This window comes from Pullulanibacillus sp. KACC 23026 (genome assembly GCF_029094525.1).
Taxonomy (GTDB): Bacteria; Bacillota; Bacilli; order Bacillales; family Sporolactobacillaceae; genus KACC-23026.
This window is the reverse complement of record NZ_CP119107.1, coordinates 3,983,345-4,008,715: the sequence shown is the minus strand read 5'-3', so window position 1 is coordinate 4,008,715 and position 25,371 is coordinate 3,983,345. Positions and strand designations below refer to the sequence as shown.

At 41.9% G+C, this 25,371-nt stretch carries 23 protein-coding genes, 1 pseudogene and 1 riboswitch; of the genes and pseudogenes, 19 read left to right on the top strand and 5 right to left on the bottom strand.

Translation table 11 applies throughout. The features are described 5' to 3' along the window. The first annotated feature begins 33 nt into the window (after nt 1–33). From ribH to PU629_RS18530, 5 genes are all read left to right on the top strand, one after another. Nucleotides 34–501 carry a 6,7-dimethyl-8-ribityllumazine synthase gene (gene ribH / locus PU629_RS18550; protein WP_275281515.1) on the top strand — a complete coding sequence of 156 codons (468 nt, stop codon included), beginning with the start codon at nt 34–36 and terminating at the stop codon, nt 499–501. 275 nt (nt 502–776) lie between these two features. Further along, nucleotides 777–1,115: a hypothetical protein gene (locus tag PU629_RS18545; protein ID WP_275281514.1), complete on the top strand. Its 339-nt coding sequence runs from the start codon at nt 777–779 to the stop codon at nt 1,113–1,115. Nucleotides 1,116–1,229: 114 nt separating this feature from the next. Next, entirely contained in the window at nt 1,230–2,021 is a 792-nt protein-coding gene (locus tag PU629_RS18540; RefSeq protein WP_275281513.1) for an amino acid ABC transporter substrate-binding protein, read from the top strand. A gap of 12 nt (nt 2,022–2,033) precedes the next feature. Continuing rightward, nucleotides 2,034–2,714, top strand: coding sequence for an amino acid ABC transporter permease (locus PU629_RS18535; protein WP_275281512.1), 681 nt, complete (start codon nt 2,034–2,036; stop codon nt 2,712–2,714). Between the two features lie 11 nt (nt 2,715–2,725). Continuing rightward, nucleotides 2,726–3,472 carry an amino acid ABC transporter ATP-binding protein gene (locus tag PU629_RS18530; protein ID WP_275284497.1) on the top strand — a complete coding sequence of 249 codons (747 nt, stop codon included), beginning with the start codon at nt 2,726–2,728 and terminating at the stop codon, nt 3,470–3,472. Nucleotides 3,473–3,547: 75 nt separating this feature from the next. Here PU629_RS18530 and PU629_RS18525 read toward each other — a convergent pair whose 3' ends face one another. Further along, complete coding sequence (locus PU629_RS18525) at nt 3,548–5,365, bottom strand: ABC transporter ATP-binding protein (RefSeq protein WP_275281511.1); 1,818 nt, start codon at nt 5,363–5,365, stop codon at nt 3,548–3,550. 25 nt (nt 5,366–5,390) lie between these two features. On the opposite strand from PU629_RS18525, the gene PU629_RS18520 reads away from it, so the two are divergent. From PU629_RS18520 to PU629_RS18480, 9 genes and pseudogenes are all read left to right on the top strand, one after another. Then, nucleotides 5,391–5,621, top strand: a complete 231-nt coding sequence (locus PU629_RS18520) for a hypothetical protein (protein ID WP_275281510.1) — start codon at nt 5,391–5,393, stop codon at nt 5,619–5,621. A gap of 228 nt (nt 5,622–5,849) precedes the next feature. Continuing rightward, nucleotides 5,850–6,740 carry an FAD:protein FMN transferase gene (locus PU629_RS18515; protein ID WP_275281509.1) on the top strand — a complete coding sequence of 297 codons (891 nt, stop codon included), beginning with the start codon at nt 5,850–5,852 and terminating at the stop codon, nt 6,738–6,740. 180 nt (nt 6,741–6,920) lie between these two features. Then, on the top strand, nt 6,921–7,496 hold the full coding sequence (locus PU629_RS18510; RefSeq protein ID WP_275281508.1) for a ferric reductase-like transmembrane domain-containing protein: 576 nt from the start codon (nt 6,921–6,923) through the stop codon (nt 7,494–7,496). A gap of 153 nt (nt 7,497–7,649) precedes the next feature. Next, complete coding sequence (locus PU629_RS18505) at nt 7,650–7,982, top strand: hypothetical protein (protein WP_275281507.1); 333 nt, start codon at nt 7,650–7,652, stop codon at nt 7,980–7,982. A gap of 95 nt (nt 7,983–8,077) precedes the next feature. Continuing rightward, nucleotides 8,078–8,767 (top strand): annotated as a pseudogene (gene argS, locus PU629_RS18500) (arginine--tRNA ligase domain-containing protein); the annotation flags it as partial. 399 nt (nt 8,768–9,166) lie between these two features. Then, nucleotides 9,167–9,325 (top strand): hypothetical protein, encoded by a 159-nt coding sequence (locus PU629_RS18495; protein ID WP_275281506.1) that lies wholly within the window; start codon nt 9,167–9,169, stop codon nt 9,323–9,325. Between the two features lie 53 nt (nt 9,326–9,378). After that, nucleotides 9,379–9,735 (top strand): hypothetical protein, encoded by a 357-nt coding sequence (locus PU629_RS18490; protein WP_275281505.1) that lies wholly within the window; start codon nt 9,379–9,381, stop codon nt 9,733–9,735. A 156-nt stretch (nt 9,736–9,891) separates the two neighbouring features. Further along, a complete protein-coding gene (gene wrbA / locus PU629_RS18485) occupies nt 9,892–10,503 on the top strand; it encodes an NAD(P)H:quinone oxidoreductase type IV (protein ID WP_275281504.1) in 612 nt (203 codons plus the stop codon). Between the two features lie 274 nt (nt 10,504–10,777). Beyond that, a complete protein-coding gene (locus PU629_RS18480; protein WP_275281503.1) occupies nt 10,778–10,954 on the top strand; it encodes a hypothetical protein in 177 nt (58 codons plus the stop codon). A gap of 1,429 nt (nt 10,955–12,383) precedes the next feature. Here the strand turns inward: PU629_RS18480 and PU629_RS18475 are convergent. The 3 genes from PU629_RS18475 to PU629_RS18465 form a co-directional block, all read right to left on the bottom strand. After that, complete coding sequence (locus PU629_RS18475) at nt 12,384–13,709, bottom strand: TrkH family potassium uptake protein (protein WP_275281502.1); 1,326 nt, start codon at nt 13,707–13,709, stop codon at nt 12,384–12,386. Between the two features lie 3 nt (nt 13,710–13,712). After that, nucleotides 13,713–14,375, bottom strand: coding sequence for a potassium channel family protein (locus PU629_RS18470; protein ID WP_275281501.1), 663 nt, complete (start codon nt 14,373–14,375; stop codon nt 13,713–13,715). Between the two features lie 164 nt (nt 14,376–14,539). After that, nucleotides 14,540–14,705, bottom strand: a riboswitch (cyclic di-AMP (ydaO/yuaA leader). A gap of 150 nt (nt 14,706–14,855) precedes the next feature. Further along, complete coding sequence (locus PU629_RS18465; RefSeq protein ID WP_275281500.1) at nt 14,856–15,911, bottom strand: sulfate permease; 1,056 nt, start codon at nt 15,909–15,911, stop codon at nt 14,856–14,858. 332 nt (nt 15,912–16,243) lie between these two features. Here PU629_RS18465 and PU629_RS18460 point away from each other — a divergent pair, with 332 nt between their 5' ends. From PU629_RS18460 to PU629_RS18440, 5 genes are all read left to right on the top strand, one after another. Next, nucleotides 16,244–17,464 (top strand): MGDG synthase family glycosyltransferase, encoded by a 1,221-nt coding sequence (locus PU629_RS18460; protein ID WP_275281499.1) that lies wholly within the window; start codon nt 16,244–16,246, stop codon nt 17,462–17,464. A gap of 435 nt (nt 17,465–17,899) precedes the next feature. Next, nucleotides 17,900–19,132 (top strand): NAD-dependent epimerase/dehydratase family protein, encoded by a 1,233-nt coding sequence (locus PU629_RS18455; RefSeq protein WP_275281498.1) that lies wholly within the window; start codon nt 17,900–17,902, stop codon nt 19,130–19,132. A gap of 303 nt (nt 19,133–19,435) precedes the next feature. After that, complete coding sequence (locus PU629_RS18450) at nt 19,436–21,832, top strand: heavy metal translocating P-type ATPase (RefSeq protein WP_275281497.1); 2,397 nt, start codon at nt 19,436–19,438, stop codon at nt 21,830–21,832. 120 nt (nt 21,833–21,952) lie between these two features. Continuing rightward, nucleotides 21,953–22,453, top strand: coding sequence for a CBO0543 family protein (locus tag PU629_RS18445; protein ID WP_275281496.1), 501 nt, complete (start codon nt 21,953–21,955; stop codon nt 22,451–22,453). Nucleotides 22,454–22,781: 328 nt separating this feature from the next. Beyond that, nucleotides 22,782–24,227 carry a PAS domain S-box protein gene (locus PU629_RS18440; RefSeq protein WP_275281495.1) on the top strand — a complete coding sequence of 482 codons (1,446 nt, stop codon included), beginning with the start codon at nt 22,782–22,784 and terminating at the stop codon, nt 24,225–24,227. A 280-nt stretch (nt 24,228–24,507) separates the two neighbouring features. Here PU629_RS18440 and PU629_RS18435 read toward each other — a convergent pair whose 3' ends face one another. Next, nucleotides 24,508–25,176, bottom strand: a complete 669-nt coding sequence (locus tag PU629_RS18435; RefSeq protein WP_275281494.1) for a potassium channel family protein — start codon at nt 25,174–25,176, stop codon at nt 24,508–24,510. Nucleotides 25,177–25,371: the final 195 nt, after the last annotated feature.

Here is a 25,371-nt window from a genome sequence, read left to right as displayed (position 1 = left end):
TAAAAAAGAAGGAATAAGAATGGGGCGATTGGAATGGGTCAAACGTTTGAAGGAAATTTAGTAGGATCTGGTTTGAAAATGGCTATTGTTGTAGGAAGGTTTAATGAATTTATAACAAGCAAATTATTATCAGGTGCTCTTGACGCACTTAAGCGGCATGGAGTTGATGAAGCATCTATTGATATTTCATGGGTTCCCGGTGCGTTTGAAATTCCATTTATAGCAAAAAAATTGGCGGCCTCTAAAAAATACGATGCGGTCATCACGCTTGGAACGGTCATTCGCGGGTCGACAACACATTATGATTATGTATGTAATGAAGCCGCTAAAGGGGTCGCCCAAGCGGGGATGGAAACAGGCGTCCCTGTTATTTTTGGGATCGTTACCACCGAGTCCATCGAACAAGCCATTGAACGTTCCGGGACAAAAGCCGGCAATAAGGGCTGGGACAGTGCAGTAGCAGCCATTGAAATGGCGAATTTAACGAAAATAGTCCAATAGCTTTAGGGCTGCTTGAAAAAATGTGAATAGTTTAAGGAAGAGCGACTTAAACGTCCAAGCGATGGACTGATTAGGTCGCTCTTTTATTTATACCCGAGCGCAAGTGGGGCTTGCGCACGAAAACAGAGGCCGCGTCCAGCTGGCGTAACCTTTTCGCTCTAAATTCGTATTGTTGTATATAACAGAAAAATAATTTTACCAAGTATGAGGTATCCCAGAGGTCGGGGAATTTAAATGTGTTGATGACAAGCATTAGCTTGTTTAAGGAGGACATTATGAAAAGATGGGTTAGTTTAGTTTTGGCTTTAATGATTGGTTTAGGGATGGTGCCGCATTCTTCTGAAGCCCGGAGCTATAGCCATAGTTTTTCACGACATTATTCGACGCCTAGTCGTTCCTATACAAATCGTGGCACTTCTTCTTTTGGAAGAAGCTTTACCTCTCATGCAGCGGCTTTTGGGGCAGGTATGCTCATTGGGCATATGTTCCATCCGTTTGGCGGCTATTATGGCGGGACTATGTACGGCTTTTCGTTCACAGGCATTTTGGTTGATATTATCCTTCTTCTCGTTATTGTTTGGTTGATCAGAAGACTTTTTACAAGACGAAGGTAAGCCGCCTTTTGGTTGATTATATTTCCTCTCTATTCCTCTCTTCTGCTCATTATAATAATGGTTATTGTGCATATTAAATGAGAAGAGTTTTAGAAGCAGGAGGGTAACTAGAACATGAAGAAAAGTCTGATCTTTCTTGTGACATTAATGGTTTTTTTCTCTCTCACAGCATGCGGGTCTGGCAAAAATAAGGCAAATACAACGAACCTTTATCAATCGATTCAATCAAAAGGAGTTATAACGATCGGGACAGAGGGAACTTATCCGCCTTTTACCTATCATGACTCAAGTGATAAGTTAACCGGTTTTGACGTCGAAATCGCTCAAGAAGTGGCGAAACGTCTCGGAGTAAAAGCGAAATTTATTGAAACCAAATGGGATGGGATGTTGGCGGGCTTAGATGATAAGCGTTACGATATGGTCGCCAATGAAGTAGGAATTACGCCAGATAGACAAAAAAAATATTTGTTTTCCCGTCCTTATATTGCGTCAAAGGCAGCGCTTATTGTCAAACAAGATAATAACACGATTAAAACCTTTAAAGACTTAAAAGGAAAAAAGGTCGCCCAATCCTTAACAAGTAATTACTATAACATTGCTAAGAGCTATGGAGCAGTCAATACTCAAGTGGATGGATTTAATCAGGCTGTTGATCTGATAACATCGGGGCGTGTGGATGCAACGGTCAACGATAGTCTCTCTTATCTAGATATGAAAAAACAGAATCCAAATGCACCGATTAAGATGGTGGCGGAACAGTCAAATGCAGCCAAAAGTGCGTTTCTATTTCGGAAGGGTTCAACAGCGCTTGTTCAGAAAGTCAATAAGGCCCTTGCTGATATGAAAAAAGATGGAACCTACTTGAAGATCTCCAAAAAGTATTTCGGTCAAGACGTCTCAAAATAAGGATGCCGGGCTATGTCTGAACATACAGCACATGTTATTCACATTTTAATCACGTCATTTTGGCCTATATTAAAAGCGGGATTGGAATTTACGGTCCCGCTTACCCTTATTACTTTTTTACTTGGTCTTATATTAGGCTTCTTTACCGCAATGGCTCGTATTTCTGAAATAAAACTATTAAAGGGCCTTGCCTCTTTTTATGTGTGGATCATCCGAGGGACACCGCTTCTTGTCCAACTGTTTATTTTATTTTACGGTTTACCAAGTGTCGGGATCACCCTTAATCCTTTTACGTCCGCCATAATTGGCTTTACATTAAATATGGGGGCTTATAATTCTGAGATCATACGAGCGGCTATTCAATCCATCAATAAAGGCCAATGGGAAGCGGCTTTTTCGATTGGAATGACCAAATGGCAAGCGATGAGGCGGATCATCATACCGCAGGCCTCAAGAGTCTCTGTCCCTCCCCTGGGTAATTCCTTTGTAAGTCTTGTTAAAGATACCTCACTTGCAGCCACTATTACCGTTACAGAGCTTTTTCAAAAGGGGCAGCAAATTGCGGCAGTGACTTATGAACCGCTTTGGCTCTATATTGAAGTCGCGTTTATTTACTTAATCCTTTGTACCATTTTGAATTATTACCAGTCGACATTAGAAGAACGGCTCAGTAAATTTACGGCAAAGAATTGAGGTGACAAATTCTGATTACACTATCGCAGCTTCAAAAGTCTTTTGGCGATCATCACGTTTTGCGCGGCATTGATTTGCGTGTTGAAAAAGGACAAACAACGGTGATTATTGGACCGTCGGGATCCGGAAAAACAACGTTATTAAGATGCGTTAATTTGTTGGAAATACCGAATGGCGGGGAAATATCGATCGGTGATCATAACGTGTCCTTTGATGAGCATAATGGACTTACCCCACGGGAAATGACTTCATTTAGGAAGCAAACGGGAATGGTTTTTCAAAATTACAATCTGTTTCCTCATAAGACAGCATTAGAAAATGTAACGGAAGGTCAACTGGTTGTTCTTAGGCGACCAAAGAAAGAAGCAGAGGACAAGGCTATCGCACTATTGAAAAAAGTGGGGCTGAGCGAGCATATTAATAAATACCCTCATCAGTTATCAGGCGGGCAGCAGCAACGAGTCGGAATTGCTCGTGCCATGGCGATGGATCCGGAAGTGATTTTATTTGATGAGCCTACATCCGCTCTTGATCCAGAGCTTGTGGGTGAGGTATTAGAAGTCATGAAGGATTTGGCAAGTGCTGGCATGACGATGATCGTGGTGACACATGAAATGAGCTTTGCGCATCATGTGGCCGATCAAGTCATCTTTATGGCCGAGGGACAAATTATTGAAAAGGGCACACCTGATTATGTATTTGAACAATCGGAAAATCCCCGATTGCTCCAGTTTCTAAAACGTTTAAAATCTGAATAAGCCTAAAATACGGTGGGGACTTTTTGGGGACAGACCTCCTACTGAAAGACTAACTGCTCTGAAGAGGTCTGTCCCTTACACACCTTGAAGAGCAAATTGAGCTTCGTACAGTTCTCGATAAAGTTTGTTTTTTTGCAGTAATTCTTGATGCTTGCCTGAAGCCGCAATTCGACCATCCTGAAGAACGACAATACGATCGGCCGTTAAAATGGTGGAGAGACGGTGAGCAATAATAATGGCGGTACGTCCTTTCAATAGGACTTCTAATGCTTCTTGAATTTGCCGTTCGACAAGAGTGTCCAGGGCACTGGTTGCCTCATCAAGCAGGACGATTTGAGGGGCCCGCAATAAGACTCGGGCTATGGCCAATCTCTGGCGCTCTCCCCCGGATAGCCGGTAGCCCCTTTCACCAACAATTGTATCGTAGCCGTCTGGGAGGCTTGCAATCATGTCATGAATTTGAGCCGCTTGACAAGCTTTTACAATCTCATCCCGTTCTGAATCAGGTTTTGCAAAAAGAAGATTGTTGTAGATGCTGTCATGGAAAAAGAAAGGATCCTGAGGCACTAATCCCATTTGCCCGCGCAAGGAAGCGAGAGTTAATGATTTACTCTCATAATTATCAATATAAATATGACCTGAAACTGGATCGGCGAAACGAGGAATGAGGTTAAGCAGTGTAGACTTACCCGCACCGCTTGGACCCACTAGAGCAATCATCTGTCCTGGTTGAATATCGAGTTCAATATCGTGAAGAACTTTATTGGACTGTTGGGTCTCATCCGTTTGATAGGCAAACGAAACCTTGTCAATACGAATTCTCCCTTTTACAGAACCATCTGGAAGCGTGAGAGGACCGTCTGTGACTTCAGGTTCAATATCGAGTATGGCAAAAATTCTCCGAAATAGGGCAATTGAAGAAAGTAAACTGACTTGCATCTGAGCCAGATCCCGCATTGGTCCATATAATCGACCTAATAATCCAGTAAAAGCGACGATGGTCCCAAGCCCCATTTGATGGTGAATGACAAGCCATCCCCCATATCCCCACAGTAATGCGGGTCCAATAGAGGAAAACATGCCGATCCACATAAATAGCCAGCGTCCGACAAGCGTTTGTCTGACTTGCAGATCTCTAAGCTCCATGTTAACTTTATTAAATTTGCTTGTTTCTTGAGGTTCTCGATTAAAGATACGAGTTAATAAGGCTCCGCTTACGCCAAATTGCTCACTAAGCTGGATAGTAAGTGCAGATAATTTGTTTTGGATTTCACCCTGCAGTCTTTGGCGTACACCGCCGACTCGTTGGGTGGGGAGGACAAACCCTGGAACAACAACGAGAGAGAGAATGGTCATCTTCCAATTCATTTCAAACATAAGACCCAGTGTCGTCAGTATGATTAGAATATTGCTGGCTAATCCCATTAAGGTGGAGGTAATGACATTTTGGATAGCCGTTACATCATTCATAATCCGTGAGACGAGATCACCAGTTTGACGGGAGGCAAAAAAGTTCACCGTTTGACGTTGGATGTGACTAAATAAAGATAGACGATAATCCGCCATCACATCTTGTGCGACAGAATTGCTTAACCAGGACTGGGCAACTCCGAGTAGCCCTGTTATTAAAGCAATCAGTATGAGTGAAGAAGTCAACCAGATCACGGTCGAAACATGGCCTTTCAGAATGCCTTCGTCAATAATTTGCTGGGTTAACCAAGCGGGAAGAGCTCCCCCGGCTGACGTAATTAAAAGAAGAATAGATACAAAAACAGCTTTTTTCCAATAGGTTCTAAAGGATTTACCTACTCGCTGGATAATGGCCCAGTCGAAGTGCTCTTGCTTAGCCAGTTCGCGCAATTCCCAGCCCTTTCCCCCACCTAATCCTCTCATAACTAATTCCCCCAGAAGTTTATTAATGACCGACCTAACTATCTATGTAAGAGTTGGTATACAAATGTATTCAAATCTAATTGTATTCCGAAGACAGAAAGGTGTCAACCAACAAATGATTGCGTTTACATTAGAAAAACTAGGGCCCGCCAAGCCTTTAGGTGAAGACGGCAGCCTAGTCGCACTTATACTTGCGTCGATTTTCTTAATGTATAAAAAAGAAATGTGTCAAGGGTGGAAGATGGCCGATTCCTAATATCCAAAGCAGGTGAGGGAGCTTCTTAAAGCCATTTTAGGCAAGCGTGGAACCCTCTTATCTTCGCAATCCTAGGGGATTTTCTTAAAAGTTAGTTTTATTTTACTTTTAGAAATTAAGCGTTGTTTAATAATTATGTTCTACTATTTGATTATGAGTGTGTTGAACACTCGACTAGATCTTCAGGGAATTCCTGGAGGATAAGTATTTAAAAAGGGAGTATGACGAATGGACCCTTATACGGCTGAACTTATGAATACTCAGTTTTATATAGATGTATCCGACCAAGTGGATGACAATTGGAAAGATTACGTTGGTGAATGGCTGCATTATGTTAATGCGGAATGGTCCAGATTTCAAAAGGATAATGAGCTGGATCGGATCAATCAAGCCCCAAAAGGAACCGAACTGGTTCTTCCACCGGCACTGTATGGTTGTCTAAAAATGGCCGATCAGTATCGGGCTATAACTCAGGACCGGTTTTCACCTTATTTAAAGAAAGCGCTGGAACAACAAGGCTATAATAGAAGTTTTCCTTTTACATCATCCGAAGAGGGGCTCCTTGAACCCTACCGCTTAGAAGAGCAGCCCTTTATCTTTAAAGAGGAATTGACAGTGGTCAAAAACACCGACCTCCAAATTGATCTTGGAGGAATTGGCAAAGGCTATGCCGTGCAGGGAGCGGCTATGTGGCTGAAGGAGCACGGTGCGGATTACGGGATTGTTGATGGAGGGGGCGACATGACGGTTTGGTCAAGCGGTGAGAAGCAATGGAAGATTGGTGTTACCGATGCTTGGGATAAGCGTAAGGAGCTTGGCATCTTTACCTTTAAGAATGCGAGTATCGCGACGTCTAATCGCGTTTATAGAAGTTGGAAACAAGGGAGCGAAACGAAGCATCACTTGTTGGACGGGCGAACAGGTAAAGTGTTAGAGTCAGAAATTGTTCAGGCAACCGCCATCGCCGAAACTTGTGTTGAAGCAGAAGTTGCAGCGAAGATGTGCTTCTTGCTAAATGGGCAGGAACGTGAAGAGTGGTTTAGCACCAAAATGCCTAATGTTCATTATTTGTTGGTGAAAGCAGATGGAGAATTGGTTCAAAAGCAAAGAATCAGCTAATCGAAAATGGGAAATTGAAGTGTCAATAGTTGATACAGATTAAAAAACAAGGTGGGGGCGTGGGGACGGTTGGCATTGCCTTTTCAGTTTTCGTTTTAACAATACGCAAAGCTCAAATGGATATATTCAGTGACCGTCAATCGGGAGCCGCTTAATTTATAGGGATAAAGGTGGATGTATATGCAAAACTTTTTACAGCTATTTGATACCTGGCATCTCATTCGGCTATTCGGATGGTTAGCCTACTTCTTCTTTTCAATGTCGCTTGTCTTTGGTATGCTCAGCCGGATGTCTTCCTTTAAGAAAAAATGGGGATTATTTAGTGCCATTCACATGTCCTCGAGCTGGGCGGGGCTTTTTGCTACACTGGGACATATCCTTATCTTAATAGTAGATTCGTATCAGCCATATACAATAAAGGAAATTTTCATTCCGTTTGTTGCACAATATGATCGGATTGCCTCAGGCTTAGGAACACTCGCATTCTTTATCATTGTTATTGTCTTATTTACTTCTGATGTGATGAGAAGCAAAATGAATAAAAAGGTATGGAAAAGGATTCACTTGATGGTGTTTCCGGCCTGGCTATTAATGCTGATTCACGGGGTTGTGATGGGTTCTGACACTAAGACGGTGTGGGGAACGTCTGTCTATTGGATCTCTGGAATCATCATCATTATTCTGTTCTTAGTAAAGTCAATGAATAGGGGAACCGTTCATAGAAAAACCGTCTCAGATCGAAGCACGGCCAGCTAGAATGACGAGATCTTAATAGAAAAACTCGGGCTCTTACTTCAAGGAAGAGCCCGATTTTTTTCTTTATAAGAGGCAATTGACAAACAGGCATTCAATTGTATACATTATAGGAAAATACAGTTGTATACAAATGTATTCGAAGAGGTGCTTTTGATGAAGGACATTGACAGGCAGCAGGAAGATTACATGCGTGAGGGCGGGAAAACAAGAGGAAGGGGAAGGCATCACCATCATGGGGCCCAAACGTTTCGTCGCGGCCGTGCCCTTGATTTCTTAGAGAAATTAAATGTCAAACGTATGACATTAAGACAACAGCTAGAAGCCCCCGAATTTCAAGAAATTAGAATGGTCATTCAAGGCGAACTAAAGGCCATTGAGTTGGTGATTGAGGAATTTACGAAACAGTTCGAGCTTCACGAGGCAGAGAAAATAAAAGAACAAGCATGCCGAGCTATTGATGGAGAAGATGACGGAGAGGAGGATTGAAATAATATTAATAGGAGAATTCCTAAAGAGTCATATATTAGTGAATCATTATTGATTCCTTATGCATATAGGGAAGACAGAATTTTAATAAGAATGAGCAAACTCTTCAATTTAAGCAAATAAAGTTAGTTTTAGAGAAACTGGGTTACTCATGGTCCAAGAACCTTTGCCATATCCCATTCGGCATGATTTTAAAGGGTGGCAAAAAGATGTCAACACGAAAAGGAAAGCTTGTTCTACTTGAAGAAGTTCTTGAGCAGGCGATTCAAATGGCAATGGCTAATATCCACGAGAAAAATCCGACCCTTGCAGAGAAAGAAGAAGTGGCGCGCGCCGTAGGAATAGGCGCCATTATTTTTCACGACCTCAAACATGACCGACATCATGATGTCGAGTTTTCGATGGAAGAGATGCTGACATTTGAAGGTGATACCGGTCCTTATGTTCAATACACCCATGCCCGTGCCGCCTCACTCCTTAATAAAGGAAATTACGCAAATGACGCGGAGACGGTTTTTAATGGGGATGAGTATTCTTGGTCAATAGTGACTCAATTAATGACTTTTCCAGAAACCGTTGTTCATGCTTTTGAAGCCTATGACCCATCCTTAATAGCAAAGTACGTACTGGATCTTTCTAAAGCCTTTAATAAATATTACGCTTCTGTCCGCATCCTTGAAGAAGATGGTTTAAAACAGGAACGATTGTCATTGATCGATTCTGTCAAAATCGTGCTAAAAGAAGGTCTTCGTCTGTTGGGGATGAAGGCACCTGAGCAGATGTAATAGGACTAGAATAACTTGAGCTAAAAGGTGTTCCTCTTAAGGGGCACCTTTTAACTTTAAAGAAACCCGCTAAGAATACCAACTGTTGCGACAAATCGTTTCACATGTTTGTGACTGACCGGAAAAGACTTAGCCGGTTTTGATTGAGATTTAAATGACTTCATGCCTTTCTCACTCCTTGATTTGGATTATTGAAAAATGTTTACCCAGGGCAAAAAAATTATTTGGAATTAATATATGTGGCAGCGGCAAAAAGGATACGCTCTCATTCAAATTTTTTTGAATGAGACAGGCTTTAAGCGGATTTTAAGAAGGAAGAGCCATAATGGAATTGTTTTTAGGAGACAGACACTACATTTTCTATTGAAAAAATTGTTCAAGCAGGCAAGGAGGAACTCGATGATTGACAAAAAGAAGGGTCATTTAATCTTCAAAATTAGCATTTCAACATCTCAAGCGCTTCATTCAATAAAAAAATCACTTTTTTTAGCAAAAGAGGCAGCGGCAAAACAGAATGTGCGGTGCGGGACCAAGGTGGTTAAGTTAAGTGAATTTTAATTATAAGTTCCTATAATTAAGGGTAAAAAACGAGATGCTAGAGGTGTAAGAGGATGAACCAAAATAAAAAAGCAAAATGGATTGTCGGTACGGTTGGAGTCGCCTTTTCAGCTTTTGTATTAAGTCAATTTAGTCCTGCACAAGCAACAAATAAGACGCAAACAAATTTATTTAATAATGAAGTAAACGGAGGCAGTGTTCAAAACGGGACGAACAGTAATACCGATCCATTCAACAGTGATAATGGTTCAGCCGCCTATGGCGATGGCGGACAAGGCTCTTACGGGGACGGGGATTCAGGTTCATATGGCGGAGACGGTGGTTCAGGCTGGAGCTTTAATGATTCCCAAGGAGGGGGAGGACAAGGCACAGGAGGCTTTGGCAGTGACCGTCAATCAGGTGCGTCCTAATGAAATACTTAGAAATACGGGCTAGAAGTAAAGGCTTTCTCAGAATACTGGGGGAGCCTTTTATTTTGTAATGGGAACTTGGCGTTTATTCCAGATAGAAAGAAGAAATAATAAAGAGGGTAAAAATTGAAGTTTAAATAAAAGGAGACAAAACACGTGACAAATGTAAAATTAGCGATTATTTATTACAGTATGGGAGGGACGAACTATCAACTCTCCAAATGGGCAGAGGAAGGTGCAAAAGAACTAGGTGCTGAGGTAAAGGTATTAAGGGTACAGGAATTAGCTCCGGAATCTGTCATTCAAGGGAATGAAGGCTGGAAAGCACATGTGGAAGCCACCAAGCACATCCCTGTTGCCACATCTGAGGATATTGAATGGGCCGACGCGATTATATTTAGTGTTCCAACTCGATTTGGGAACATGCCTTCTCAAATGAAGCAATTCCTTGATATTCAAGGCGGACTGTGGGCGACCGGAAAGACTGTAAATAAGGTTGTGAGTGCGATGACCTCTGCCCAAAATCCTCACGGAGGACAAGAAGCCACGCTGCTCTCTCTTTATACAACGATGATGCATTGGGGAACCATTATTGTACCTCCAGGTTACACGGATCCCGTTCTTTTTGGCGCTGGAGGAAATCCATATGGAACCAGTGTTACGGTTGACCAAAATGGGAACATGGTTGGGGATGTTCAAGCGGCTGTTAAGCACCAAGCCAAAAGAACCGTCACCGTTGCCGAATGGGTTAAAAAAGCGAACCAATAACTTTCAAAAAGGAGCGACCACCTGTGTGGTTCTCTTGAAGGAGAGTTTGCAAAAAAGGCGTAATATATCGCAATACATTACAAAAATAAAAAGGCTGGTACAAAACTCAGTAGAATAAAAGCGGTATCCACTAAACAATTAGCGGGTACCGCTTTGATATAGTATGCGACTTATGGGTGCACGAAGCTAGGGGCGATCGGTGATATTCTTGGAATAGAGGAGGATATTTTGAGTCATAGCGTATTCTCGTTACGCCTATTTTCCGAATGGCCATTTGGAGGCGAATAGCGAATTCTCGTTACGCTCAAAAGAAATAGGCGTAACGGCATTCCGTTATTTCGGCATTCCGGCCGAATTCGCGGCGGATAGCGTATTCTCGTTACGCTCAATCGAAATAGGCGTAACGCCATTCCCTTATTTCGACATTTCAGCCCAATTTAGAGTCGGATAGCGTATTCTCGTTACGCTCAATCGGAATAGGCGTAACGCCATTATCTTATTAGGGCAATTCGGTCCAATTTAGAGTCGGATAACGTATTCTCGTTACGCTCAATCGAAATAGGCGTAACGTCATTCCTTTATTTCGGCATTTCAGCTCAGTTTAGAGTCGGATAGCGTATTCTCGTTACGCTCAATCGAAATAGGTGTAACGCCATTCCCTTATTTGGGCAATTCGGTCCAATTTAGAGTCGGATAGCGTATTCTCGTTACGCCTAATCAAAATAGGCGTAACGTCATTCCTTTATTTGGGCAATTCGGTCCAATCTAGAGTCGGATAGCGTATTCTCGTTACGCTCAATCGAAATAGGCGTAACGACATTATCTTATTAGGGCAATTCGGTCCAGTTTAGAGTCGGATAGCGAATTCTCGTTACGCCTAATCAAAATAGGCGTAACGTCATTCCTTTATTAGGGCAATTCGGTCCAATCTAGAGTCGGATAGCGTATTCTCGTTACGCTCAATCGAAATAGGCGTAACGACATTATCTTATTAGGGCAATTCGGTCCAATTTAGAGTCGGATAGCGTATTCTCGTTACGCCTAATCAAAATAGGCGTAACGTCATTCCTTTATTTGGGCAATTCGGTCCAATCTAGAGTCGGATAGCGTATTCTCGTTACGCTCAATCGAAATAGGTGTAACGACATTCCCTTATTTCGGCATTTTCAGCTCAGTTTAGAGTCGGATAACGTATTCTCGTTACGCTTAATCGAAATAGGCGTAACGCCATTCCCTTATTTCGACATTTCAGCCCAATTTAGAGTCGGATAGCGTATTCTCGTTACGCTCAATCGGAATAGGCGTAACGCCATTATCTTATTAGGGCAATTCGGTCCAATTTAGAGTCGGATAACGTATTCTCGTTACGCTCAATCGAAATAGGCGTAACGTCATTCCTTTATTTCGGCATTTCAGCTCAGTTTAGAGTCGGATAGCGTATTCTCGTTACGCTCAATCGAAATAGGTGTAACGCCATTCCCTTATTTGGGCAATTCGGTCCAATTTAGAGTCGGATAGCGTATTCTCGTTACGCCTAATCAAAATAGGCGTAACGTCATTCCTTTATTTGGGCAATTCGGTCCAATCTAGAGTCGGATAGCGTATTCTCGTTACGCTCAATCGAAATAGGCGTAACGACATTATCTTATTAGGGCAATTCGGTCCAGTTTAGAGTCGGATAGCGAATTCTCGTTACGCTCATCCGAAATAGGCGTAACGTCATTCCGTTATTTCGGCATTCCGGCCGAATTCGCGGCGGATAGCGAATTCTGGTTACGTCTAGCAAATTTTCGTGCAACGAGGGGATAAAAAATGGGATCAATAAAAGGGTTGCCATATAATCAGTATCTCTCTGATTTTTGGCAACCCTTTTCATGCAATCAGCCTGTAAGGATATTTTCTTTTGGGTAGCGAATGGGGGCATCGTTTTGTTTGGCAAACGATATGGCTAGTGTCAGCGGTCCTATTTTACCAACAAACATGACTAGAATAATAACGATTCGTCCAATCCAGGATAAGTGACTCGTCAGGCCCATAGTTAATCCAACCGTACCAAAAGCGGAAATGGTTTCGTATAGAATTTCAATAAAAGGCGCTTTTTCAGTAATGTTGAGAATGAAAACAGCGACAAATATTAACAAGAAGGCAAGAAAACTAACCACAAGTGAACGAATGACAATGGATGGCGGAATGGACCGCTTGAAAACAACAATCTCTGATTTTCCTCTTAGAAAACTAAGAACGCAGAGAAGAATGGCAATAAAGGTGGTTAATTTAATCCCACCACCAGTTGATCCGCTTCCTGACCCAACAAACATGAGCAGACACATCAAAAACAAAGATGATGGGTGCATGCTGCCGATATCAATCGTATTAAATCCTGCCGTTCGGGGGACGGTTCCCTGGAAGTAGGCCGCCCAAATTTTTTCCGGCAATGTTAGTTTTCCTAATGTATTTGGATTATGGTATTCCATTATGAATATTAAGAGGACTGATATGACGTTAATGACAAGTGTTCCGATCAGCATCAATTTGGTTTGCAGGCTCAGGTCTTTAAACCGTTTTTTTGTCCATAAATCAATTAGAACCGTAAAGCCTAACCCTCCAATAATGTATAATAATGAGATCACAATATTAACCGTCGGGTCCCCAACAAATTTAGTTAAGTTATCTGACCAAGTGGAAAAACCGGCGTTATTAAAGGCAGATATGGAATGAAAGATAGCGTTATAGATCCCGTTTCCCCATCCCATTGTCGGACCCCATCTTAAGGCTAAGAAGAAGGCGCCGATTGATTCGATGATTAGAGAATAGGTGAGTAAACGGCGGGCAAGATAGATGATGCCGCCAAGTTCTGTTTGGTTAATGGATTGCTGCATAAGAATCCGCTGTTTAAGCCCAATCTTTCGCCCGAGAAGGATAAAGATAAAGACAGCAAAAACCATGATTCCAAGACCGCCTGTTTGAATTAAGAGCAGGATGACGATCTGTCCAAAATAAGTGAAAGCTTCTCCCGTATCAACCACTGCAAGCCCTGTAACGGTCATGGCTGATGTCGAAGTGAAAAGGGCGTTTAAGAAGCTGATCCCATGTGTGGTTGAAAAGGGCAGCATTAAAAGAAGAGCGCCAATCAGAATAATTAAAAAATAGACAGAAGTAATAATTTGCGGCGGGCTGAGATTCATAACCTTCAATCGATTAAGCATAAATTAGACACCCTCTTTTTCGAAACGTTCAATGTCTCTATTATGTCCAATGACAACCAGAACATCATCCGCTTGAATCCGCTCATTAGCAGAAGGCGAAACTTTAATTTGGTCCTTTGTCTTAATCGCTACAATCGTACAGCCAAATTGGGCGCGCGTATCGAGTTCTACTAGAGATTGGTTGGCTACCTTTTTACTCGCAATCACCTCAACAATGCTAAACTCATCAGATAGCTCGATAAAATCTAATATCTTATCCGAAGTAATGTGATGGGCAATCCGCCTCGCCATGTCACGTTCAGGATGGATAATGCGGTCCGCTCCGATTTTCTCAAGAACGCGATGATGATAATCGTTTTGGGCTTTAACCCAAACATTTTTGACACCCATTTCTTTTAACAGAAGAGTTGTTAAAATGCTTTGTTGCAGGTTATCACCGAATGATACGATGACGTAATCGAAATTTCGAATTCCAATCGATTTTAAGACATTCTCCTCGGTTGTATTTCCTTGTACAGCATGAGTGGCAATCGACAGGTACTCTTCGACACGATCTGGGTCTACATCCACTGCCAGTACTTCAACACCATAGCTGTGCAGTTCAGATACTAAACTCCCGCCAAAACGTCCAAGACCAAATACTGCATATTGTGTGCGCTTATCCATAGTCGTCTCCTTGGTAAAAAAATAGCTTTACAAGATCCTTATTCATTCATTTGAAAGCCAGCTTATTTTAAAAAAGGTAATGGTATTTACCACCGTTTTGAGCCGTTGAAACCACGCCAAAAAACCACAGAGAAAGACTCTGTGGTCAACTGTCAGATCACATGGGTTTCTCTTAATACACGCTTACGAGGGTAGCTGTCGGATTCGGGACTATTAAGAGTATCCCTACCTTCTAAGCATCGAAGGATTCACCCCAAGTGATGTTCGTTTCATATCACAAAAATAATGGTTTCCCCGTTTTCAAAAAAAGAAATTAAGCGTTGCTTTCAATCACACTACTATGTTACTTTCCTCCCCCTGTTTTGTAAAGAGGAATTATAATAGATATGTGAAGCGAGGACTGAAACGCGGGGACGGTTCTCTCGTTTCTGAAACAGGAGAACCGTCCCCGCGTTTTTTTCGTCCCCGCGTTTTCGCATTTCATTTAATTAAGCTTTTTTTGGGGGAGAGGAAACTCATTAATCCAATTGTCATGACAAAGGCCCCAAAGACAATAATGACTTCATAGATATTTTGTTCGATAAGGGCTTCGACGAACAAGTAAGAGATGATCATCGAGGAGATCGGTGATGTAATCCATACTTTTATAATTCGTTTGACAATATCGGATTTCCAGATGTTGAGTCCATCTCTAGTCGTGCCAATCCCGAAAATAGCCATGGTTGTGGCTTGAGTCAGCGGTACGGGTAAGCCAAAAATAGAGGCGATGACGACAAGTGTACCGCTCGTCAGTGAGACCATACTGCCTTGCAGAAGGGAGAGCTTTGTTATTTTTTTGGCATTGGTGTCTAATACCTTTCCTCCAAGTGCAAAAGCACCTAATGCGACAAATAATCCACCCCAAAGAATGGCGGTCGATTTGTCGATTAGTCCTGCGCCGACCAATGGACCAACGGCATTTGCCACATTATTCATTCCCGCTGAAAAGGCTTCGTAACAGCCCGATAGGATCAATAGGACGATAAGAAATTGAGAGGCTTTCTTTGCATTTTTGAATGTGATCAGCCACTTCTCTATGTAAGGTGCCAGTTTCCCAAGAAGATAGGCACAACAAAAAGCTAAAAAGGGAAGGGCGATCCAAACGACCACAATGAAAAGAATATAGCTTCCATAAATGGCTTTGCTCGCTATTCCAACACCTACAACCGCGCCAACGGTTACTTCACTGGTCGAAAGGGGGATACCTAATAAATTAGCCAAAAATAAGGTCAGACAAGCCGACACTAAAATAATAATAGTTATTTGACTGGTAAGGACTGTGGAAGGAATGAGTCCTTTACCAATAGTCTTCACGACTTCCCCTCCGCCAAAGTAGGCACCAAGTAAGACGGATAGACTGGCAAGCAGCAAGGCGATCCATCTCTTTTTTATGGCTCCCGCTCCATAGGCGGCGCCCATTGAAGCTGCGGTACCGCTTGCACCAATATTTATAGCAAAAAACAGTGAAATGATAATAGCGATGGTCGTCAGTGTCACTGAGTATCCCTGCTTTCTAATTCCGAGTAAACCAATAAGGTTAATGATAATAAGATAGCATGAACGGAATTGAATGGCTAGAAAATAATCTTAAATGACAATAAATTAATTGAATCTTAATAATGGTCAAGCGTTAAATCGATTATAATGGACTACAAAGAAGACGCAGACATCCACTTTTTCCCTCGGCCTTTTCGCCTGGCTTAACTGTGGGAGAGTTTTAAGTGAATCTAAAGGAGAGACTGGCATCCTGAAATTTTTTTTTTAGGACAATGAACTTTATACTTATTTAGGCTGTCTTATTATAGAAGACAAAGCGAGGAGGTTAGTTCATGAAGAAGCCTACCGTCTTAATTTTGTATGCCAATTATGGGGCAGGGCACAAGAGGGCAGCTGACGCAATCGAAGAAAAGCTGAAATTGGCCACTGTTCACCATAGGGATGCGATGATTATTCACAAAACCGATTTTCTTGGCCAAGCCTTTCCTCTAATTGACCAATTTATGAGGAAATTATATATACAGTCCTTTCATTGGGCTAAACCATTTTATAAGAAGTTGTATTACCAAACAAAAGACTTACCTATCGATTCTTCGGTCACGTCCCTTTTTACCTATTTAGGCAGTCTGAAACTGGAGGCTTATATTCGCCAAATGAAGGCCGATGTTGTTATCAGTACTTTTCCAGCTTTAACCGGTATGCTGTCTCAAATCAAAAAGCGTGGTCAGACATCTTTTAAGCTGTGCTGTGTATTAACCGATTATACAACGCATAATCATTGGCTCTATCAGCATGTCGATCATTATTTCGTTCCGACCAATCAAATTAAAAAGGAATTTATTGCGCGGGGCATTCCGGCTGAAACCATTCAGTCAACTGGCATTCCGGTATTAGCACAATTTGAAGAGAAGAGAGACCTAGAGCAATTAAAAGCCAATCTTGGGGTGAGTTCAGATCGACCGATTGTCTTGATATCGGCAGGTGCCTATGGGGTCACTAATTTTGCTTCTGTTTGTGTGACTTTCCATGAGCGCTATCCGGAATTTCAATTTGTCGTGATTTGCGGTAAAAATGCCAGTTTATTCAAACGTTTGAGCAAGGTTCAGGGACTTAAGGTCATTGGATTTACGGATCAAATGGCCGAGTGGCTGCAAGTAGCCGACCTTTACTTAACGAAAGCAGGAGGGTTATCGATCTCTGAGGCGATAGCAGCGGAGACGCCTATGCTTTTATATGGGTCCTTACCAGGGCAAGAGATGGAAAATGTCCAGTTTTTAACTCGAGCGAATGTAGCTCGTGCTGCTGAAACAGAAGAAGAGCTGATAAGATGCTTCGAAGCGATGATTCAAAATGACTTCCGATTATTAAAACGTTTGAAAGCACAGATTAAAGCCTTAAGAAAGTCCATTTGTCATCATGAACGATGGTTAACGACGGTACAGACCGAATGTAAGACCGAGCAGTTTGCGTCTATTCCAAGCCCCTACAGAAGTCGTGCAAAGAATCTTTCCAATCGATTGTTTAAAAAGGGCAAAAGAAGCTTTCAAATCTAGGCCACTTCGGTGGTCTTTTTTTTGTGGGAATTTTTCATTCTAGGCTCAAGAAGCGCAGGACCTCATCCATTGAACGGGGAGGAGATTTCGAACTGAAAGCTAGCAAATTTGGTTAAACGGGTCCGTTTTCAGGCAGCTGAGCAAAGATTGTCGAAAAAATTACACATTCATCCTTATTTTTATTAAAAACTTTGTTAAAATAGAAAAAGGAAGCGCGATGCTTAATAAGCGTTCATTAAACGGTAGCAGGGTTAGCCTTAAGTGGTGAAAACGTTATCTATACAAATTTTCAGTTAGCGGCAAATCGAATAATCAAGTATAATAGTCTAGTTAAAACATACGTTATTAATAAGAGTTTTCTATTCGAACGACTAGAAAACCACTATAAGATGATTTTCAGATGTCGAAAAAAATCTATTAAAAGGGTGTTCAAATATGTCCATTGAGACAAAAGAATCAAAGAAAATTATTGTTTTGGGTGGAGACGGTTTTTGTGGTTGGCCAACAAGCCTGCATCTGTCAAATTTAGGCCATGATGTTGTCATTATTGATAATTTATCTCGTCGCAATATAGATAATGAATTAGAAGCGCAATCATTAACGCCAATTCAACCAATGGGAACTCGTCTCAAAGCATGGGAAGAGGTTTCAGGTCGAAAAATCAATTTTTATAATTTTAATATTGCAACGGAATATGACACATTGTTAGCTGTTTTGTTGGACGAGCAGCCGGATGTGATTATCCATTTTGCAGAACAGCGATCCGCTCCGTATTCCATGAAATCACCGAAGCATAAAAGATATACAGTCAATAATAACGTCAATGCGACTCATAATGTATTGTGTGCAATCGTTGAATCTGGACTTGACATTCATCTTGTTCACCTTGGCACAATGGGTGTTTATGGCTACGGTACAGCTGGGATGAAGATTCCTGAAGGGTACTTGGATGTGAAGGTTCCAACAGAAACAGGTGAACTGATTCACCAACAAATTCTCTATCCAACGAATCCAGGATCTGTTTATCACATGACGAAAACGCAAGACCAGCTCTTGTTCCATTACTACAACAAAAATGATGGCATCCGGATAACCGATCTTCACCAGGGGATTGTTTGGGGAACAAACACGAAAGAAACGATGCTTGATGATCGCCTCATCAACCGCTTTGATTATGATGGCGATTATGGAACCGTCCTTAATCGATTTTTGATGCAGGCAGCGGTTGGTTATCCGATTACGGTTCATGGAACAGGTGGACAAACACGTGCTTTCATCCACATTCAAGATACTGTCCGTTGTATCCAATTAGCAATCGAGAATCCTCCAAAACACGACGAAAGAGTTATGATCTTTAATCAAATGACAGAGACTCATCGCGTTAATGATCTTGCCCATCTTGTCAGTGATTTGGCTGGCGGAGAAGTTGTCTATGTGTCGAACCCGCGTAAAGAAGCAGCTGAGAACGAGCTTTACGTATCCAATGATCTGTTCTTATCAAAAGGCTTGAATCCAACAACATTGGATAATGGACTGCTTCAAGAAGTGACCGATATCGCAAAGAAATATGCGCATCGTGTGGATTATTCAAAGATACCTGCTCGAAGCACATGGACAAAAGAGCAAAAACCTGGTGTACCAGAAAAGAAAACGGAGAAAATGGTATAAACCTGAATGATTTTGATTGAGATGCCTAGTGTGAAGGGGACTTCCTTAGGCTTCTTTTTTTGTTTATTTTTCGATCGATAGTCTAAGGAGCATCCGATGTTTCTCAGTATTTCGACAGGACAGGTGACTGTCTTGTTTTTTTATGCCGACTTATAGCGAGACTTGTATGAAGGATATGTAGCTCTAGACCTCGAAGAATTTAAGAAGAATTAAATAGAAGACAAATCTCACCATTTAATGAAATCGCAGAAGGGCGAACGAGCGTTAGAGAGCTTAAAGAGGAATGTGAAAGGGGGGAGTCGGATGTCCAAAGAAGAAGTGCAACTAGGGATCATCGGTATGACGTGTGCAGCCTGTGCGGCAAGTATCGAAAAAGGGTTAAACGAGATGGAGGGCGTTCAAGCTCATGTCAACCTTGTACTTGAACTAGCGAACATCACCATACATGACAATAAAGCTTCACCAGAAGAGATCATCGAGCGGATTCGAAAATTGGGCTATGATGTTCGATCTGAAAAACGGGAATTTGATATTAGAGGGATGACTTGTGCGGCCTGTTCAGCACGAATCGAGAAGGTGTTAACGAGAACACCTGGAGTCAATCAAGCCATTATTAATCTTGCGACGGAATCAGGGAGTGTTTCCTATTGGCCAGATGTCCTCTCTGTTGAGGAGATTGTGGAGCGGGTGAAGAAATTAGGCTATGAGGCTGTACCGCAAAGCGATGATGCCGATCAAGCAGGATATAAGGAAAAAGAATATCTAGAAAAACGTCGTACTTTTATTCTCGCTGCTCTCCTTTCCTTGCCTTTTATTTATATGATGTTGGTCAAATCAGGGTTTCTTCCTATGCCAGGACTTTTGGCGGACGGGTGGCTTCAATGGATCCTGGCAACATTTGTTCAGTTTTATATCGGTGGCCCTTTTTATATAAGTGCTTATCGAGCCATCTTGAACAGGAGCGCCAATATGGATGTTTTGGTGGTGTTAGGGACTTCGGTCTCCTATCTGTACAGCCTTTATCAACTGATTCGCTCCATGACGGATCCGACGTTTGTACCTCATCTTTATTTTGAAACCAGTGTGTTAATTATCACATTGATCCTATTGGGGAAATTATTAGAGATGAGAGCAAAAGGACGAACGACACAAGCCATCAAATCACTTTTAAATTTACAAGCGAAAGAAGCAATTGTTCTGCGCAATGGGAGAGAAGAACAAATACCTGTTGAGGCCATTAAAATAGGAGAGGTATTACTGGTTCGTCCAGGTGAAAAAATTCCTGTGGATGGATCCGTAATTGAAGGCTATTCTTCTGTGGATGAATCGATGATAACGGGAGAATCCTTCCCTGTTGAAAAAAAGAAAGGGGATGCTGTTATAGGAGCCACTATCAATAAAAACGGGACTCTAACAATGAAAGCGGAAAGGGTAGGAAAGGACACCGCTCTCTCTGGGATTGTCAAAATTGTGAAGGAAGCACAAGGCTCTAAAGCTCCCATTCAGCGCTTGGCCGATGTCATATCGTCTATCTTCGTCCCTGTTGTTATTCTCATCGCTTTGTTGACTTTTCTAATCTGGATAAAGTGGGCTTCTCCAGGGAATTGGTCGCAGGCGCTTGATGCCGCTACGGCAGTTCTTGTTATTGCCTGTCCCTGTGCCCTCGGGCTCGCTACACCCACCTCGATAATGGTGGGATCAGGTAAGGCAGCGGAATTAGGCATCCTTTTTAAAGGTGGCGAATATCTTGAAACGGCTCACCATCTCAATGTTCTTGTATTTGATAAAACAGGGACCATTACTAAAGGGAAACCAGCGGTCACCGATTTTATTAATTTAAGTGTGCGATCTGATCAAGACCTTCTTTCGTTGGTTGTAGCTGCCGAAAAAGGGTCCGAGCATACCCTTGCTCAGGCTATTGTTGAATTTGGAAAATCAAAGTGGGTAATGGTAAAGAAAGCCACCCAATTTGAGAGGCTCCCAGGGTATGGGATTATAGCTAGGATTGATGGTATTGAATTAGTGGTCGGATCGGTAAGATTGCTAGAAGCACACGCTATTGACATGGAGTCTCATGCAGCTGTCTTGAAGGTTTTGGAAAAGTCAGGGAAGACAGTGGTTCTGATTGCTTTTGATGGAAAGCTACAGGGAATTATGGCGGTTGCCGATACGGTCAAAGAAACGTCAAAGGAGGCGATTCGTTCTTTAAAGAAGATGGGCCTTGACGTTTATATGGTAACAGGTGACAACCGCGGGACAGCGGAGGCTATTGCCGCTGAAGTAGGGATTGAACATTGTTTGGCGGAGGTTCTGCCAGAAGAAAAAGCGGCAAAAGTAAAAGCGCTTCAGGCCATGGGAAAAAGAGTCGGTATGGTGGGGGATGGGATTAACGATGCACCGGCACTTGCCGAAGCGGATATTGGAATCGCGATCGGTACGGGATCGGATGTCGCGATTGAAGCGTCTGATGTGACATTGCTTGGTGGCGATTTACTTCATCTTGTAAAGGTTATTGAATTAAGTCGCAAAACTCTAGCGAACATAAGGCAAAATCTATTTTGGGCGCTTATATTTAACTCAGTCGGAATTCCCATTGCTGCCTTTGGACTGCTTGAACCTTGGTTAGCGGGCGCAGCCATGGCGTTTAGCTCAGTTTCAGTGGTAATCAACGCATTGAGACTTAAACGAGTTCCACTATAATGGGACAAGTCATTCGAGTCATCCTTAATTTGCGGAAATTGTTCTTATTTAAAGGTGTATGAAAAAATATGGAACTATGCAAATTAAAGCTGAAGGTCATAATTGAAAGGATTTTTCTAGATGCATGTGGCGATTGCTCTATTGACATTGCTTGCCTCACTTAAATGGGCAGATTGGAAAAATTGGAGAACCTATCATGCCAGTATGTTTTTTATTGCAACGGGTGGATTGCTTTATGAATTCATGGTCAAAGACTATTCTTTATGGAAGTTCCATCCCGATATTCTATATGGTAAAGAAATGGTTGTCATTATTTATGCGCTCATAACGATGCCTGTCAGTATCCTCATTTTTCTTTCGCACTTTCCTGAAAAGTGGTCAGAACGTGTCTTTTACATTCTGATTTGGTCGGGTATTTATATTGTAGTAGAATGGGTCATGATGATATTTGGAAGAATTTCCTATTCTCAAGGGTGGCATATTTGGTTCTCGTTCTTATTTGATATTATTATGTTTTCTATCATTGCCTTGCATCAGCGCTACCCTTTTTGGGCTTATCTATTATCAGTTGGGTTTGTTGCTCTGTTAATCAAGATGTTCAAAGTCCCTTTTAACTTCTAAAAAAGGTCCATATGGTTTGTGTAGAGCGGGGCTTACTTCAAGGGAAAGTGTTGAAGAAGCCCTTTTAATTTCGACTGAGCAATTGTAGGAAATTCTTTTGGGGTAACCCACTTCCGCAGAAAAGAAAACGGCGATCCCTGCCTCAAATTAGAGAAAGGGAGGCGCGAAACCAATCGTTTATAATATCACACAAAATCCAAATTTTCCAAAAATAATACGAATTTGTAGAATTACGAATTGACAGGGTCAAATTTTAAATTATCATAGAAGTAAGACATACACAGGTGGCTTTACAGATATCTATTCTTTAGAAGAGGTGCGTTCGCAAATGGGGTTCACTTTACCATTAGAAGAGAAGGAATTGTTTCTGAACGCGTTTCATCATGCTCCTATTGGAGAAGCAATAGTGGATCTTGATGGCCGCTTTCTTAAACTAAATCGAGCGTTATGTGATATGCTCGGCTATTCGGAAGATGAAATGTTGAAATTGACTTTCCAAGAACTAACCTATCCCGATGATTTAGATCGACATTTGATTTACTTTAGACAAGCTTTACGAAGAAAAATGGGCGATTTCTATCTTGAAAAGCGCTATATTCACAAGAGGGGTCATATCGTCTGGGGGTCTATAAGGTACTCCTTAGTTAGTAATGAGGCGGATGAGCCGATGTTTTTTAAGGCCCAAATTCGCAATGTAACGGAGCAAAAACGAGTGGAGCAAGCTTTGGAAGAAAGCTATCAGCAATTTAGACGATTAGCGGACCAGCACCCCGATCCCATGCTTGTGACATGTAAGGGTAAAATTATGTACATTAATAAAGCGGCGCTTCATATAACGGGCTACTCTAATATTTTGGAAGAAGATGTACGTCGGTTTGTGCATCCGCAAGACTATCAAAAGTTAGTAGGGATTGAGGCTGACGCTGCTGCTACTCAGAAAGAGCGTAAGAGTGCTGACCTTCGAGTTCTCTGTAAGGACGGGCATTATATAGAAGTAGAGGTTTCCGCTACCGAAATTTTGTATGCCGGAGAACAATGTGTTCAATCCGTTCTCCATGATATCACACATTTGAAAGAATCCGAGAAAAAAAGTGCCGAGATGTTGCGCTATCCCGATCGCCTTTATGCTTTGGGGGAGCTCGCAGCCGGAATTGCACATGAGATTCGTAACCCATTGGCAAGCATTCAGGGATTTATCCAATTGTTTCAAAAAGAATTGATTGGACATGCTTATTATCCTTATTTAAAGGTGATCGCAGACGAAGTCACTCGAATCAATGACATTGTTGGGGAATTTTTGTTGCTCTCGAAGTCCGATAATTCAACATTCCAACCGCTCAGTATTCAAGTGATTTTAGAACAAGTGATCCACTTTCTCACACCGCAAGCCAATCTTGTTTCGGTTGAGATCATCCCTAAGTTTGAGACGAAAGACGTCACGGTGCTTTGTAATATGGTTAAGCTCAAACAAGTGTTTATTAATCTTATAAAAAATTCAATTGAGGCCATGCCTTCTGGCGGTGCTGTCACGATCAAGATGAGTTTTATTAAAGGTTTTGTCAAGATTACCGTGGAAGACCAAGGATGTGGGATTCCAGAGCCCCTTCTTACAAAAATCGGCAAGCCATTTTTTACAACTAAAGAAACAGGAACAGGCTTGGGGATCATGGTGACCAAAAACATTATTGAACATCATAATGGCACGATCCTGTTTAGAAGTCGTGAAGGTATTGGAACCGCTGTGGAGATTGATTTACCAATATATATAGATTAGTTATTCTATTAGTTTGAGGGGCTTCTTTTTCTGAACGATCTCGCCCTTTCTTTGCTTTGCAGGGGCTCCTCTCATCCACCGTTTTATAAGTCGATTCAATGATAGCCTCCTTTCAAAATCTCCTGCGACATGCCTTAGAGCTTGTCCAATCCTTTTTTTCAACCGTTTGCATACCCTCATTCACCTTTAGTTTAATTCCTATAAAAACCATATCGCGAACTTTAAATAAACCGCTTTTGGGCAGTGCAATTGGGAAACTTAAAAGAAGCCAGAAGTCTAACTAGACCCCTAACTTTTCAAAGCGCTCGATGTCCTTGTTATGCCCAATCACGACGAGAATATCATCTTCTTGTATTTGTTGATCCGCAGAAGGGGAAACAATAATTTGTTGTGGATTCTTGATGGCCACAATATTGCACCCGAACTTAGCGCGTGTATCAAGCTCTGTTAATGTGTGATTGGCGACTTTGGTGGTCGCTCTAATTTCAGCAATACTGAATTCGTTTGAGAGTTCGATAAAATCTAATATCTTATCAGATACAATGTGATGTGCGATTCGTTTTGCCATGTCCCTTTCAGGATGAATGATTCGGTCGGCTCCAATTTTTTCAAGCACGCGATGGTGGTAATCGTTCTGTGCTTTTACCCAAACTTTTTTAACCCCCATTTCTTTGAGCAGCAGGGTAGTAAGAATGCTTTCCTGCAAATTGTCGCCAAAGCTGACGATCACATAATCAAAGTTGCGAATGCCGATCGATTTAAGGACGTGCTCTTCAATCGTATTAGCTTGGAGTGCATGAGTCGCAATTTGGGCATATTCTTCTACTTTTTCTAAGTCATTGTCAACAGCTAATACCTCGACTCCATGGTTAGACAATTCGGTAACGAGGCTTCCGCCAAAACGTCCTAATCCGAATACGGCAAATTGAGGATTTTCTTTTTTACTCACGATAATATCCGCACTCCTTCAACAAGCAAGTCTGAGTCATTTTTAGGATGCATTAAGGAGAGGTGATTATGCATTCTGCTTCTCTTTTCCACTCTTATTTTTTTAGATTGTTGTGTCATAAAGGCGAACATCGATCCACAGACAGGCGGGTAGCTTTACGAAAAACACCTTTAAAGGAAAAGATGAAAAGATAGG